Source organism: Actinoplanes lutulentus (assembly GCF_003259845.1).
In the GTDB taxonomy this organism is placed as follows: domain Bacteria; phylum Actinomycetota; class Actinomycetes; order Mycobacteriales; family Micromonosporaceae; genus Actinoplanes; species Actinoplanes lutulentus.
In genome coordinates this window covers 204,357-218,555 of record NZ_QLMJ01000012.1, presented here as the reverse complement: position 1 = coordinate 218,555, position 14,199 = coordinate 204,357, and the positions used below count along the sequence as shown (strand labels likewise).

The following is a 14,199-nucleotide window of genomic DNA, read 5'->3' as shown; positions in this document are numbered from 1 at the left end:
TAAGGATCATGGATTTCCGGATCGCCACCCGCGCCGACGTACCCGCCGTTCTCGACCTGCTGGCCGATGACGAGATCACCCGGCAACGGGGGTTCGGTACGGTGCCGGAGCAGGTGGACGCCGCGACCTGGGCGGCGTTCGAGGCGATCGACGCCGACGACCGCAACGAGCTGATCGTGGCGGTGCACGACCAGGAGATCGTCGGGACCTGCCAGCTCACGTTCATCCCGGGGCTGAGCCGCGGCGGCGCCGAGCGCCTGCTGATCGAGGCGGTCCGGATCCGCGCCGACCAGCGCGGCCGTGGTCTCGGCGGCGACCTGATCCGCTGGACGGTCGAGCGCGCCCGCGAGCGCGGCTGCCGGATCGTGCAGCTGACCACCGACAAGCGCCGCACCGACGCTCACCGCTTTTACGCGAAGCTCGGCTTCACCGCGTCCCACGAAGGCTTCAAGCTAGCCCTCTGACGACGAAGGCGAGGACGAGGACTCCCAGTTCGCGTGGTTCATCTTGCTGGGCTGCACCCGAGGCGGCTCGCCCGGCATCTTCGGGTGATCAGGCGGATAGTTCAGGTCGCCCAGCCCGGCCTTCTCGTCACGCTCGACCCACTCCAGCAGCGGCGTGATGTCGTGCTCGACGTCGTCGATCGCGGCGTGCGGGTCACCCACCGACGCGATCCGGGCCGGCACGGTACGCAGATCGAAGTCATCCGGCTCGACCTGACCCAGTTCCTCCCAGGTGACCGGGGTGGAGACGGTGGCCCGGGCGTTGGCCCGCAGCGAGTACGCACACGCGATGGTCCGGTCCCGAGCCATCTGGTTGTAGTCGAGGAACACCCGGTCGCCGCGCTCCTCCTTCCACCAGGAGGTGGTGATGCCGGCCGGGTTGCGGCGCTCGATCTCCCGGGCCAGGGCGATGACCGCCCGCCGCACCTCGACGAAGGACCAGCGCGGGGCGATCCTGACGTAGACGTGCACACCCCGGCCGCCGGACGTCTTCGGGAAGCCGATCCAGCCCAGATCGCTCAGCACCTCACGGACGACCTCGGCGGTCGCCACCACGTCGGCGAAGCCGAGGCCGGGCTGCGGATCGAGGTCAAGGCGCAGCTCGTCGGGGTTGTCCGGAGCGGTGCCACGGACCGGCCACGGGTGGAAGACCACGGTACCCATCTGCGCCGCCCAGGCCACGTGGGCCAGATCGGCGGGGCAGAGCTCGTCCGCCGTACGATTGCTCGGGAATTTGATCTTGGAGGTTTGGATCCACTCGGGAACACCGCGGGTGGGGATCCGCTTCTGGAAGAACGTCTCGCCGGCCAGTCCGTCGGGGAAACGTTGCAGCGTGGTCGGCCGATTCCGCAGCGCACGCAGGATGCCGTCGCCGGCCGCCAGGTAGTACTCGAAGACGTCTCGCTTCGTGTATCCCTTGTCCGGGAACATGACCTTGTCGGGGCTGGAGAGACGCACGGTGTGGCCGGCGACTTCGATCTCTTCCGCGGCGGCTTTCGGCATGCTCCGACCCTATGCCCCGCGACGTCACCCGACAGCCCGGAGACGCACGACCAGCCTGGAGAAGCACGAACAGCCCGCAGAACGCCGCGAAGGCCACCCGGAACGACAGCCGGGCGGCCTTCAGCGATCTTCAGGGTCAGGCGGTGCGGCGACGCCGGGTGTACCAGACGGCCGAGCTGCCGGCGGCGACCAGCAGGCCACCGAGCGCGATCGTCCCGGCGAGCGGGGCGCCGGTGACCGGCAGGGTGCTGCCGGAGCTGACACCCGCGCCCGCGGTGGAGACGCTCGGCGCCGGGGTGACGGTCTCGGCGAGCGTGCCGCCGGGAACCTCTTCGCTGGCCGACGGCGCCGGGCTGCTCGGAGCCGGGCTCTCGCCGCCGTAACCCGGGTTGCCGCGGGTGCCGGTGGTGGTGTCGGGCGCCTCGGTGGCCGCGGTGGTGGTGGCCGGCACGGTGGTCGGCGCCGTGGTGGCGGGAACCTCGTTCGCGGTGCCGGCGCCGTAACCGTCGGCACCCCGGACGGGCTCAGAGCTGGTCTTGACTGACGGGTAGCCAACCTGGCTGACTTCGGTCGCAGCGCTTGCCGGCGACCCGCTGAGGGCCAGAGCGGCGAGGACGGTGACGCCGACCGCAGGAAGTCCGGCGGTCAGCCGACGCGAGAAGCTCATGAGAGGAAGTATCCGATCTGTCGCTTGAGGTACGTTCCATGTTCGCACGGGAGCTTAGCGGGGATTGCCCGTTTTACCCGGAAACATCCCTCGGCGGGTCTTCAACTCGGAAGACCACCAAAACGGTGACTTCGCCACAAATGGGACAGAGCAAACACCTTGAGCTCGAACTGGGGATCTGCGGCGAAGAAGCCCCCGCTGTACGGTGCGTGCAGCTGAACGCTGTCGCCGGACTCCAGGTAGACCGAGACGACGGTGCGCCGGCCACGACGTTCGGCGCGCAGGTCGACGACCTGGTTCCAGGGCGCGGTGTCCTCGCCCAGCAGTGACGACGAACGGATGCCGCGCCCGCCCACCTCGACGCCGGTGCGCCGGCCCGCCGCCAGGCCGAGAACGGCTCCGAGCAGCAGCGGAACAACCAGGATCGCCGCCCACACCCACCCCGGCGCCCCTGCTACGCCCGGGTGGGCGAGAGCCGCTATCGCCCCCGTGGTGACACCCGCCACAGCGCAGAGCGCGCCGAGGTAGAGACCGTGGCCAAGTGCCTGCTGCCAGGTCGGCCGGAACGTCGACGGGGATGCGGCTTCCATAGAAGGCTCAACGTGTCCGCGGACCCGGCGGGCGCACGCCGGGTGCGACGTACCGTTGATGGCATGGCAACCGATGAGACCACGCTGCCGGCCACCGAGGACGAGTGGCGGATCCGCCTTTCCCCGGCCGAGTTCCGGGTGCTCCGCGAGGCGGGCACCGAGGCGCCGTGGACCGGCGAGTACGTGGACACCAAGACCGAAGGCATCTACGACTGCCGCGCCTGCGGCGCACAGCTTTACCCGAGCGACACCAAGTTCGACAGCCACTGCGGCTGGCCGTCGTTCGACGACGCCATCCCGGGTGCGGTCAAGGAGATCGAGGACCGCAGCGCCGGGATGCTGCGTGTCGAGATCAGGTGCGCGCGCTGCGACTCACACCTGGGCCACGTGTTCCGAGGTGAGGGCTTCACCTCGAAGAACACGCGGCACTGTGTGAACAGCCTGTCCATCCGGCTGGAGCCGAAAAAGGACTAACGCACTTCGTACACGGTGACATCACCGGCTTTGTAACGCTCGGTCGCGAACTGGGCCAGCTCCGGGCTGGCCCAGATCTCGCCCTTGGCCTCCGGGTCGGGGATCTGGGTGGTACCGACCGCGACCAGCCACCGCACACCGTGGTCGGCGGTGAACGAGTTCACCCGCTCCGCGGTCGGGTCCACGAAGATCTCGTCGTTGCGGTTCAGCAGGGCCGGGTCCCAGAAGTGGCTGCGATACAACGTCCGGTCCCAGATGGTGCCGGTGGCGAACGCCGGCTCGGTGTAACTCCAGCCCTCCAGCAAGACCTGCCGCTCGGAGAACGCGGCCAGCCAGAAGTCCCGGCTGTCGCACGGGCTGATCTGGGCACGGCAATGGCTGTTCGTCGCCACCAGGTCGCGGGGCCGCGAGTTGTCCCGCAGCCACCGGCCCGCGTCGATCGCGCCGGGCGGCATCGCGAAAAAGTTGCCCGGCGCCACGATGTCCCGCTGCGGCTGACCGGAGAACAGCGAGTCCACGATCCCCTGGTTGATCAGCACACCGCTGGTGACCGCGACCGACGACACCGCGAGCGTCGCGACCGCCAGCACGTGCGAGCGGCGCAGCCGGACGATCACCCCGATCACCGCGGTCAGCACGGCGACGACGGCGACCGCCTGGAGCAGCATCACGTACGGCAGGGTCGCCTGTTCCACGGTCCAGCTCGCCAGTGGCGAGATGGGACCCTGCTTGCCGACGCCGTTGCGGATCAGCTGGAGCGCGGTCACCCCGCCGGCCACCCCGAGCACGGCGACCGCGAAGAACCGGCGCGGCACCCGCTTGCCCTTGGGCAGCAGGGCGGCAAGGCCGAGGGCGGCCAGAATGCCCAGGTACGGAGTAGCCGACCGGCCGAAGTACGTCTGACTCAGCCCCGGATGCGCCAGGATGTAGAGCGCACCGAGCCCGGAGATCGCGAACCCGGCCATCACGTGCACGATCGGATCGGTACGCCATCCCCGGCGCAACAGCCCCGCCATGCAGGCCCAGCCGAACAGGCAGGCGCCCAGCGAGATCCCGCTCATCGCCCAGAGGATTCCCCAGTCGTTGATCGCGTTCTGGGTGCCCATGACGGCACGGCCGAGCGTCGAGTACTTGACCGTCTGCAGTGGGTTGACCTCGGTGCCCTGCGAGCCGGATCCGTAGAGGACCAGCTGCGCGAACGCCAGCCACGCGCCGGCGATCAGCAGCGCCGGCAGCTCCGGCCCGGGCAGCTTCAGCCGGATCACCCGCAGCCCGAGCGCGAGCAGAAGACCGCAGATCAGCATCGGTACGAACGTGGCCTTCGCCCCGGCCATCGCGCCGATCAGCAGGGTCAGCACGATCCACGGCAGCGGCCGGCGCCGCTGTTTGCCCTCGTCAGCCTGGAAGATGCCGCACAGCACGTAGATCGCCACGATGCAGAAGAGCGCCGCGAACGTCTGTGTCGGACTGACCCAGAGGTTGTCGATGAACACGATCGAGTCCATCGGCCGGCTGGTCCAGGCCCACGGGACCGTCACGGGCGCCAGCAGCATCAGGCCGATCGCGAGGTTGCCCGGCCACCAGCGGCCGGTGATCCGGTGCGCCAGCGCGATGACGACAAGCATGAACGCGGCGATCATCGGGATCGGCAGCAGCCGCATGATGAGGACCTGCGGCTCGACGCCGCTGATCCAGCTCGCCGCCGCGCCGTGCGCGTAGACGTACCAGTGGTAGACCAGGTCCACACCGGTCACCCAGGGCGTGTTCAGCGGCACGTCGTGCTTGAACTCGCCGACCAGCGCGAACTGGAACGGGAAGTCCACGTGCATGACGGCCTGGTACGGCTCGTTGAGCGAGTTGTACCGAAACGACGAGAACGCGGTGCTGACCAGGGTGAACGAGGTGCCGAGGGCGGCCGACCAGGCGGCGCCGGCGGACATCCGCTCCCGGTTGCCCCGCCAGAACTTCCGCAGGCGCGGCACCGCGATGAACGCGACGATCGTGATGATCGGCCAGGCCAGCACGGCGAACGGCTGGTCGGCCTGCCGGGCCAGCATGTACACCGGCAGCTCGACCGCGAAGCCCACGGTCGTACCGAAGGCCGCGTCCAGAGGAAGGAACCCGGCGCGGCCCTGCAGAGCCCGCCAGATCAGCGTGCCGGGCAGCGTCACGCAGAACAGGGAGTACGCCGAGAAGGTGATCAGGTCGCGCTCGGTGACGCCGTAGTAGGTCAGCGTCACGACCGAGACGGCGAGCGCGAAGATCAGCGCCAGCCACCCCGGAGACGGCCAGATTCCTTTTGAGAACCAGCGCCGACGGCCGGCCACCCCCGCGGTGGCCGGCCCGGTTTGTTCAGTTAAAGGGTGTTCGGTGACTTCGTGCGTCATCACCGATGCGCGGCCAATTGGGTCGGTACAGCCGCCGTCTCCAGGGAGACGATCTCCGGCTTCGTGGTCATGGGCTCCTGCTCATCCGTGTCGAAGGCGACCAGGAACCGTGGGCGGTTCTGGGTCGCGGCGTAGATTCGCCCCACGTACTCGCCGAGCAGGCCCAGGCAGATGAGCTGAACCGCGCCGAGCAGCAGCACGGCGATGTAGAGGGACGTCCAGCCCGGCACGGTAACACCGAAGCCCCAGGCCGCCACGCCACTGACGATCAGGCCGAGGCAGACCATGAAGGCGACGACACCGAGCCAGGTGGCGACACGGAGCGGCGCTGCGGAGAAGTTCGTGACGCTGTCCACGCTCAGCTTGATCATCTTCGTGAGCGGGTATTTCGTCTCGCCGGCGACGCGCTCGGCGCGCACGTAGGTGACCTCGCCGCTCGCGAAACCCAGCGACGGCACGATCAGGCGGTACACCGGCTGCTGCTCGGGCAGGTCGTTGAGTGTGTCCACGACCACACGGCTCATCAGGCGGAAGTCGCCGGCCTGGTCGCTCAGGTGCGGGCCGACGAGGCGGCGCATCAGCCAGTAGTAGACGCCGGCGGTGTTGCGCTTGAAGACCGTGTCGGTGCTCCGGTCGCTGCGGACGCCGTAGACCACGTCCAGGTCCTCGGTGCGGGCCTTCTCCAGCATCTCGCCGATGGCCTCCGGCGGGTCCTGGAGGTCGGCGTCGATGCTCACGATGTAGTCACCCTTGGCGGACCGCAGGCCGGCGGCGAGGGCGGACTGGTGGCCGACGTTGCGCCGCAGCTTGACCACGCGCAGGGCCGGCCAGTCCTGGCGCAGCTCCAGCAGGCGGGCCACTGTCGCGTCTCGGCTGCCGTCGTCCACCGCGACCACCTCGTAGGTGACGCCCAGACCGTCCAGCACCGGACGCAGGCGTGCCACGAAGTGATCCACTGCCTCGCGCTCGTTGTACATCGGCGTCACGACCGACAGGGTCGGTGAGTCGAGCACGAAGTCAGGTCGCATATTTCCGGTCCCCCAGGAGGAAAGGCTCTGTACGAAATGGCTTACGTGCGCCCGCGCAACGCGAACGATCTTCGCCAGCCAACGGTCGTGGACAATACCGAAGCCGCGCTAATGGGAGATGTCACCTCCGTCGCAACAAGTCGTCTATCCGGTAACGCTGCCCCATCTCGGCCGTTAACCAACCGGTCGTCGACGTGGTTTCCCAGTCCGAACCGATCTCCGGAGCGAAGGCGTCGCCGTCCGCATCGAAGTCTATTGTCGTTCGTACCAGGTGTGCCGCCCGCGGTAGGAAGGCGGCGTAGATTTCGCCCCCTCCCATCACCCAGAAGTCGTCCTCGACGACCTCGTCCGGGGAGTGGGCGACAACCGCTCCTTCGGCTGACCACCCGGGCGATCGGGTCAGCACCACGTTGCGGCGGCCCGGCAGCGGCCGGACCCGCTCGGGCAGCGAGTCCCACGTGGCGCGGCCCATCACCACAGTGGAGCCCATGGTCCGCTCCTTGAAGAGGCGCTGCTCCCCCGGGATCCGCCACGGAATCTCCCCGGCAGCGCCGATCACGCCGTTCCTCGCCTGGGCCCAGATCATGTGAATCGTCATCAGACCGCCACGGCCCCCTTGATCGCCGGGTGGTGGCGGTAGTCGACCACGGTGAAGTCCTCGTACGCGTACTCGAAGAGGCTCGGCCGCTCGGCGATCTCCAGCGACGGGAAGGCGTACGCCTCCCGGCCGAGCTGTTCGCTGACCTGCTCGATGTGGTTGTCGTAGATGTGGCAGTCGCCACCGACCCAGATGAAGTCGCCGGGGATCAGGCCGGCCTGGTCCGCGACCATCCGGGTGAGCAGCGCGTAGCTCGCGATGTTGAACGGCACGCCGAGGAAGAGGTCGGCGCTGCGCTGGTAGAGCTGGCAGGAGAGCTTGCCGTCGGCCACGTAGAACTGGAACAGCGCGTGGCAGGGCGCGAGGGCCATCTCCGGCAGGTCACCGACGTTCCACGCGGAGACGAGCATGCGCCGCGAGTCCGGATTTTTCCGCAGAGTCTCCAAAATTTCCGACATCTGGTCGATCTCGCCGCCGTGCTTGCCCGGCCACGACCGCCACTGATGCCCGTAGACCGGCCCCAGCTCACCGGACGAATCCGCCCACTCGTCCCAGATGCTCACACCGTGCTCGTGCAGAAAACTCACGTTCGTGTCGCCACGCAGGAACCACAGCAGCTCCACGGCGATCGACTTGAAGTGCACCCGCTTCGTGGTGATCAGCGGAAACCCCTGGGAGAGGTCGTACCTCAAACGCTCGCCGAAGAGGCTGCGGGTGCCGGTCCCGGTGCGGTCACTCTTGGGCGTACCGGTTTTCAGCACCCGCAGCAGCAGGTCTTCGTACTGGGTGTCGACGAACATGCCGAGAACGGTAGCGCCGCTCTCAGGCGGCCGGCTTGCCGCCCTTCACAGCCGGATTTCGCTGCCGTTCGGACCGACACCGTCGGCCTGCTCGTCGTCCAGCCAGACGCCGTCGCTCGCCAGGTAACGGAACTTATAATGGCCGGGGTCGAGCGGAACGCTCACCGTCCGCGTGCCGTTGCGCCGCGTCTGCAGCTCATGGCGGCCCGGCTCCCAGTTGTTGAAATCACCGACGACACTGACCCGTCCGACCGGCTCATTCGCCGGCAGGCTGAACGTCACACGGGTCTTGTTGCCGAACAGCTTGCTGCGCTTGATCATGACGTCCTCCACAAAGCCGAGCCTTATCCGTATAACGGCAGGAACAGGCCGAAGGTGAGGACACGCCGCGTATCTTGTGCCGATGCATCCGGAACCGCACGACGAGCTCCGCGTGGCCTCGTTCCGCGACCTCGACACCACAACTCTTTACGCCATCCTGCGGTTGCGCGCCGACGTCTTCGTGGTGGAACAGAATTGTGCCTACCCCGATCTCGACGGACGGGACGACGAGCCCGGAACCCGGCACCTCTGGTTCACCCGCGACGGCAAAATTCGCGCGTACCTGAGAATCCTGGCCGACGATGACGCCGAACGGATCGGCCGGGTGGTCACCGCCCCGGACGCCCGAGGCCAGGGCCTGGCCGGCCGCCTGCTCACCGAGGCGCTCACCGTCATCGGCAACCGCCCGAGCGCCCTCCACGCGCAAGCCCACCTGGCCCACTTCTACGCCAAATTCGGCTTCGCGCAGACCGGCCCCGAATACCTGGAGGACGGCATCCCGCACATCCCCATGTCAAAACCCTCTTGAGTACGCGCCAACGACCGAGCCCGTGACGCACCGCCCCTGACGCCCACTCCGCCGGCGCGACCCGCCGCCGCCCCCGGCGCCCCGTCACGCTCACAGCGCTCACCGCGCCGCCGGGCTCGGCCAGGTCGCCAGGCTCGGCCAGGTCGCCAGGCCAGGCCAGGCCCGGCTCGGCCAGGTCGCAGGGCTCGGCCAGGCCAGGCCCGGCTCGGCCAGGTCGCAGGGCTCGGCCAGGCCAGGCCCGGCCAGGTCGCAGGGCTCAGCCGGATCGCCGGGCTCGGCGGGGAGGCCGGTGCTTACGGCAGGTTCGCCACCAGGTCGGTGACTGAGCGACGGCGGCCTGTGAAGAACGGGACCTCGTCGCGCACGTGCCGCCGCGCGCCGGACGCCCGCAGGTCACGCATCAGGTCGACGATGCGGTGGAGCTCGTCGGCCTCGAACGCCAGCATCCACTCGTAGTCACCGAGCGCGAACGAGGCGACCGTGTTGGCCCGCACGTCCGGGTACGGCCGGGCCATCTTGCCGTGCTCGGCCAGCAGCTGGCGGCGCTCCTCGTCGGGCAGCAGGTACCACTCGTAGGACCGGACGAACGGGTAGACGCAGATGTACGGCCGGGCCTCCTCACCGGCCAGGAACGCCGGCAGGTGGCTGCGGTTGAACTCGGCCGGCCGGTGCAGCGCCATCTGCGACCAGACCGGCTCCAGGTGCCGACCGAACGCCGTCCGCCGGAACAACCCGTACGCATCCTGGAGCGCGTCCGGTGAGCTCGAGTGCCACCAGACCATCACGTCGGCGTCGGCGCGCAGGCCGGAGACGTCGTAGGTGCCGCGGATCGTCACGTCTTTCTCCGCGAGCTGCGCGAAGAGCGTGTCGACCTCGCCGGACATGTCGTCACGCAGCGCCGGCAGTGGCGACGACGCCCGGAACACCGACCACATGGTGTAACGGATCGTCGCGTTCAGCTCCTTGATCCGCGCCGCGTTGGTCTGCTCGCCCTGCTCGCTCACTGTTCCTCCAAGAACGTAACTACGAAGTCCGCCGCTGATGAACCACTGGCCACACACACCGGGATGCCGACGCCGTCGAAGGCCGCACCGGCCAGCGCCAGGCCCGGCGGCAGCGCGGACCGGGCCAGCGCGACCCGGTCGGCGTGACCGGGTGCGTACTGCGGCAGGGCGCCACCCCACCGCTGGATCCACGACGCGGCAGGCGCCGGCAGCTCCACGCCGGCCAGCGCGCACAGCTCCCGGTGTGCCCGGGCCAGCAGCGCCGCGTCGTCGAGCTGGAGCCGATCCTCCTCGCCGGCCCGCCCCAGCGAGGCGCGCACGATCACCGGACCGGCCGGTGAGTCCAGATGCGGCCATTTGCGGGTGAAGAACGTGGCCGCCTTGACCAGGGTGCCCTCGCCGGGCGGCACCAGGAAGCCGGAGAGCTCCGGCAGCGGTGTGCCCGGGGGCAGGGCCAGGCCGGCCAGCGCCACGCTCGCATAGGCGAGACCACCGACCGCCTGCGCCGCCTCCGGCGCGAGGCCGGCCAGCAGCCGGGCTGCCGGTGCGGCCGGGATGGCGAGCACCACGGCGTCCACGTCCTCGACCTGCGGGGCCGGCACCGGGCCGAGCACCAGACGCCAGCCGTCGCCGTGCCGGCTGAGCTCACGAACCGGCAGGCCGAGGCTGATCCGGGCCCGGCTCGCCGTCGCGGCGGCCGACACGAGACGGCTCATCCCGCCGTCGACGGCCGCGAAGACGGGGGCGCCCGGAACCCGCCGGGAGCTGCTCTGCGCGGACCGGACCGCGTCGCGCAGGGTGTGCTCGGTCTCGGCGGCCAGGGCCAGCTGCGGCATCGTGACACGCAGCGACAGCTGGTCGGCGCGGCCCGCGTAGACCCCGCCGAGCATCGGGTCGACGAGCCTGTCGACCACCTCGTCGCCGTACCGCGAACGGACCAGGGCGCCGACCGCGACGTCCTCGCCGGGCGCCAGCAGGGGTTTGCCGGTGTCGGAGTCGGAGCCGGCGTCGGGCAGGGCCACCCCGTCCAGCGTGGACAGGTCACCGGGGACACCGACCAGGGTGCCCGCCGGGATCGGGGTGAGCCGGCCGCCGATGGCCAGCGCCGCGGGCTGTCTCGCCGGGTGGACCAGGGCCTCACCGAGGCCGAGCCGCCGGGCCAGGGCCACCGCTGCCGACTCGGTGCCGCCGGGACCGCTGTTCAGGAACGACTCGGCGCCACGCTCGACCGCGAGGCCGCCCAGATCACCGGTGCGCAGTTTGCCGCCGAGAACGCCGGCCTGCTCGAACACCGTGATGTCGGCGTCCTCGCCGAGCCGGTCGCGCAGCCGCACGGCGGCCGCCAGGCCGGCGATGCCACCACCGATGACCGCGATCCGCTTCCGCACGCCTTCACACTCCCAGGTCCACCCGGCCGCCGGTGGCCGGGGTCGTTCGCTGTGATCCGAGCCTGCCAGCCTCGCGTCCGGGTCGACCAGGGACCCAGGTCCTATCTTTCGCGGGCCGGTCAGCCCGGGGTCTCAGCGCGACGAGACGTCGTGGACCAGCGCGACCAGACGGGTCAGGATCTCCGGGTCGGTCTCCGGCATCACGCCGTGGCCCAGGTTGAAGATGTGCCCCGGCGCGGACGCGCCCTGCGCGAGCACCCGGCGGGCCTCCCGCTCCACGGTCTCCCAGCCGGCGAAGAGGATCGCCGGGTCCAGGTTGCCCTGCACCGACCGGTCCGGGCCGATCCGCTTGGTCGCCACGTCGAGCGGGGTACGCCAGTCGACGCCCACCACGTCAGCGCCGGCCTCACCCATCGCTTCGAGCAGCACCGCGGTACCCACACCGAAGTGGATCCGGGGCACACCCGCGCCGAGCAGACCCCGCAGGACAGCCGCCGAGTGCGGCATCACGTACTGCCGGTAGTCGGCCTCGGAGAGCGCGCCGGCCCACGAGTCGAAGAGCTGGACCGCGCTCACCCCGGCGTCCACCTGGGTACGCAGGAACGTCAGCGTGATCTCGGACAGCCGGGTGAGCAGCGCGTTCCACAGCTCGGGCTGGCCGTACATCATGGCTTTGGTCTTCAGGTACGTCCGCGACGGACCGCCCTCGATCAGGTAACTGGCCAGCGTGAACGGCGCGCCGGCGAAACCGATCAGGGGCGTCGCACCGAGCTCGGCGACGAGCAGGCGCACCGACTCGGCGACGAAGCCGACGTCCTCCGGCGTGATCGGGCGCAGCCGCTCCAGGTCACCGGCGGTGCGGATCGGCTCGGCGACCACCGGGCCGGTGCCGGCCACGATGTCCAGGTCGATCCCGGCCGCCGCGACCGGAACCACGATGTCGCTGAAGAGGATCGCCGCGTCGACGTCGTGCCGGCGCACCGGCTGCAGAGTGATCTCGGTGACCAGCTCGGGCCGGCGGCACGACTCGAGCATGCCGACCCCCGCCCGGATCTTGCGGTACTCGGGGAGCGAACGCCCGGCCTGCCGCATGAACCAGACCGGCGTGTGCGAGCTGGAAAGGCCGCGACACGCCCGGACAAAGGGGGAGTCTTCGAGAACCGTCACCGGGCCATGGTGCCACGGCTGTGTTGGTCCCCGGCGGCGTGCCGAGCACGGAGGGCACTGAGATCGGCTTAGTCTTCCCCTATGGCGTCCCCCGCACCTGCCCCCGAGGCGTTCACCCGCGCCGTCGCCGGGTTACGCGTGGAGTCGCCGTGGGCGGAGATCCTCCTTGAGGAGATCGCTCCGCCTCAGCGGCTCGCGAAATTCGCGTTCGCCCTCAGCGCCACCGTCCTGCGCGGCGAGGACGAGGTGGCGAGCGGCCGGCTGATCCTGCTCCACGAGCCGGACGGCCACGATGCCTGGCGCGGCGACCTGCGCCTGGTCACGCTGATCACCGCCGAGCTGGAGTCGGACCTGGCCACCGATCCGCTGCTGCCGGCGGTCGCGTGGACCTGGCTCACCGACGGCCTGGAGCACTACGAGGCGGCGTACACGGCGATCGGCGGCACTGTCACCCAGACCGCCTCGACCCGCTTCGGCGAGCTGGCCGGCCCGCCGCCCACCGCGGACCTGGAGGTACGCGCCTCCTGGACGCCCACCTCCACCGACTTCGGTGCCCATCTTCGCGGCTGGTGCACAATGCTGGCCTCAACAGCCGGCCTGCCCCCACCCGGTGTGTCTTCCCTGACCGACCGCCACCGAGCCCCCGCCGGCTGAGATCTAGCCTTTCGCGCAGGCTCCGAGGGTCTCGCAGGCGGTGGCGATCGGGATGGCCAGGCCGATGCCCTCGGCGTCGCGGGCCTTCGCCGTGGCGATGCCGACGACCTGCTTGCTGGTGTTGACGACCGGGCCGCCGCTGTTGCCCGGGTTGATCGGGGCGTCGAACTGGATCGTCGGGCCGTCCGAGTCATCCGGGCGGTACGCGGAGATGACGCCGGTGGTCACCGAGTCGTCCAGCCCGAGCGGGGCACCCACCACCACGACCTGCTGGCCCGGCTTCACCTCGTCGTTCGCCACCCCGAGCGCCTTGATGTCGCGCGTGGTCCGCAGCAGCGCCAGGTCCTTGCCGGCGCTCACCTTCACGATGGTCGCCTCGATCCGGGTGGTGCCGCGCTCCAGCGAGACCGACTTGTCGCCGGCCTCGAACGTCTCCTCGACCACGTGGTAGTTCGTGAAGAGGTTGGTCCGGCCGTCGTCGGTCGCGCTGACCGCGAACGCCGTGCCGGTGAAGTCGCCGGCCCGGACCCGGAACACGCTGGGCAGCACGGCCGCCGCGATGCCCTCCGGGTCGAAGACGGTGGCCAGTTGTTTTTCCAGCTCCTGGGTCTTCCCCTGCTCGGCGGTCACCGCGGAGGCCAGATCCGAACTACTGCGGATCATGCCTTCGACGCGGAACGCCTGCCATCCGGAGACCGCGAGCAGCGCCACCACCAGACCCATGATCACCAGCCGGGTACGGCTGCCGCGGGCGATCGGAGCGCCGGCCGCGGGTGCCGCCATCACCGGGGCCGGCTCGTAGTACTGCTGCTGTTGTTGCTGCTGGGGGTACCACTGCTGCTGCTGTTGCACCTGCTGCTGCTGCACCTGCTGCTGCTGGTCCCATTGGCGTTCCTGAGCCCACTGCTGGTCCTGGAACCACTGCTGCTGCTCGGGTGCCGCCCACTCCCCACGGTGCTGGTCGTAACCGTTGGCGGGGGTGAATGGTTCGTACGGGCTCATCCGGCGCGGCCCTCCAGTGGTCTCGGCGCTGCACATGTTCATACGCACGAAATCGCCCAGCGGTTGAGTCCGGCGGAAGATCGGA

At 69.9% G+C, this 14,199-nt stretch carries 16 protein-coding genes; 4 read left to right on the top strand and 12 right to left on the bottom strand.

Annotation, left to right across the window (positions count from 1 at the left end; genetic code table 11):
- Positions 1-8: 8 nt before the first annotated feature.
- Positions 9-464 carry a GNAT family N-acetyltransferase gene (locus B0I29_RS25200; protein ID WP_111651529.1) on the top strand — a complete coding sequence of 152 codons (456 nt, stop codon included), beginning with the start codon at positions 9-11 and terminating at the stop codon, positions 462-464.
- On the opposite strand, the gene ligD is transcribed toward B0I29_RS25200, so the two are convergent.
- The 3 genes from ligD to B0I29_RS25185 all read right to left on the bottom strand — a co-directional run bounded on the left by ligD (position 453) and on the right by B0I29_RS25185 (position 2,762).
- The gene (ligD, locus tag B0I29_RS25195) at positions 453-1,505 is read right to left on the bottom strand and encodes a non-homologous end-joining DNA ligase (protein ID WP_111651528.1); all 1,053 of its coding nucleotides are present in this window, start codon (positions 1,503-1,505) and stop codon (positions 453-455) included. The two genes, B0I29_RS25200 and ligD, sit on opposite strands and share 12 nt — an antisense overlap.
- Before the next feature lie 136 nt (positions 1,506-1,641).
- Positions 1,642-2,172: a hypothetical protein gene (locus B0I29_RS25190; RefSeq protein WP_111651527.1), complete on the bottom strand. Its 531-nt coding sequence runs from the start codon at positions 2,170-2,172 to the stop codon at positions 1,642-1,644.
- 101 nt (positions 2,173-2,273) lie between these two features.
- Positions 2,274-2,762 carry a hypothetical protein gene (locus B0I29_RS25185; protein WP_111651526.1) on the bottom strand — a complete coding sequence of 163 codons (489 nt, stop codon included), beginning with the start codon at positions 2,760-2,762 and terminating at the stop codon, positions 2,274-2,276.
- 63 nt (positions 2,763-2,825) lie between these two features.
- On the opposite strand from B0I29_RS25185, the gene msrB reads away from it, so the two are divergent.
- Entirely contained in the window at positions 2,826-3,236 is a 411-nt protein-coding gene (gene msrB / locus B0I29_RS25180) for a peptide-methionine (R)-S-oxide reductase MsrB (RefSeq protein ID WP_111651525.1), read from the top strand.
- On the opposite strand, the gene B0I29_RS25175 is transcribed toward msrB, so the two are convergent.
- From B0I29_RS25175 to B0I29_RS25155, 5 genes are all read right to left on the bottom strand, one after another.
- On the bottom strand, positions 3,233-5,623 hold the full coding sequence (locus B0I29_RS25175) for a hypothetical protein (protein WP_146616883.1): 2,391 nt from the start codon (positions 5,621-5,623) through the stop codon (positions 3,233-3,235). The two genes, msrB and B0I29_RS25175, sit on opposite strands and share 4 nt — an antisense overlap.
- Positions 5,623-6,651, bottom strand: a complete 1,029-nt coding sequence (locus tag B0I29_RS25170; RefSeq protein WP_111651523.1) for a glycosyltransferase family 2 protein — start codon at positions 6,649-6,651, stop codon at positions 5,623-5,625. Before B0I29_RS25170 ends, B0I29_RS25175 begins: the two co-directional genes overlap by 1 nt.
- Before the next feature lie 121 nt (positions 6,652-6,772).
- Entirely contained in the window at positions 6,773-7,249 is a 477-nt protein-coding gene (locus tag B0I29_RS25165) for a dihydrofolate reductase (RefSeq protein ID WP_111651522.1), read from the bottom strand.
- Positions 7,249-8,049: a thymidylate synthase gene (locus B0I29_RS25160; RefSeq protein WP_111651521.1), complete on the bottom strand. Its 801-nt coding sequence runs from the start codon at positions 8,047-8,049 to the stop codon at positions 7,249-7,251. Before B0I29_RS25160 ends, B0I29_RS25165 begins: the two co-directional genes overlap by 1 nt.
- Before the next feature lie 45 nt (positions 8,050-8,094).
- Entirely contained in the window at positions 8,095-8,370 is a 276-nt protein-coding gene (locus B0I29_RS25155) for an isoamylase early set domain-containing protein (RefSeq protein ID WP_111651616.1), read from the bottom strand.
- A gap of 82 nt (positions 8,371-8,452) precedes the next feature.
- On the opposite strand from B0I29_RS25155, the gene B0I29_RS25150 reads away from it, so the two are divergent.
- Positions 8,453-8,899 carry a GNAT family N-acetyltransferase gene (locus B0I29_RS25150; RefSeq protein ID WP_111651615.1) on the top strand — a complete coding sequence of 149 codons (447 nt, stop codon included), beginning with the start codon at positions 8,453-8,455 and terminating at the stop codon, positions 8,897-8,899.
- Between the two features lie 293 nt (positions 8,900-9,192).
- Here the strand turns inward: B0I29_RS25150 and hemQ are convergent, their stop codons facing one another.
- The 3 genes from hemQ to hemE form a co-directional block, all read right to left on the bottom strand.
- A complete protein-coding gene (gene hemQ / locus B0I29_RS25145; protein WP_311733525.1) occupies positions 9,193-9,903 on the bottom strand; it encodes a hydrogen peroxide-dependent heme synthase in 711 nt (236 codons plus the stop codon).
- Positions 9,900-11,291: a protoporphyrinogen oxidase gene (gene hemG / locus B0I29_RS25140; protein WP_111651520.1), complete on the bottom strand. Its 1,392-nt coding sequence runs from the start codon at positions 11,289-11,291 to the stop codon at positions 9,900-9,902. The genes hemQ and hemG overlap by 4 nt, the downstream gene beginning before the upstream one ends.
- Positions 11,292-11,423: 132 nt before the next feature.
- The gene (gene hemE / locus B0I29_RS25135) at positions 11,424-12,458 is read right to left on the bottom strand and encodes a uroporphyrinogen decarboxylase (RefSeq protein ID WP_111651519.1); all 1,035 of its coding nucleotides are present in this window, start codon (positions 12,456-12,458) and stop codon (positions 11,424-11,426) included.
- Between the two features lie 81 nt (positions 12,459-12,539).
- Between hemE and B0I29_RS25130 the strand changes: the two genes are divergently transcribed.
- Positions 12,540-13,112 (top strand): DUF3000 domain-containing protein, encoded by a 573-nt coding sequence (locus B0I29_RS25130; RefSeq protein ID WP_111651518.1) that lies wholly within the window; start codon positions 12,540-12,542, stop codon positions 13,110-13,112.
- Between the two features lie 3 nt (positions 13,113-13,115).
- On the opposite strand, the gene B0I29_RS25125 is transcribed toward B0I29_RS25130, so the two are convergent.
- On the bottom strand, positions 13,116-14,114 hold the full coding sequence (locus tag B0I29_RS25125) for a S1C family serine protease (protein WP_111651517.1): 999 nt from the start codon (positions 14,112-14,114) through the stop codon (positions 13,116-13,118).
- Between the last annotated feature and the right edge of the window lie 85 nt (positions 14,115-14,199).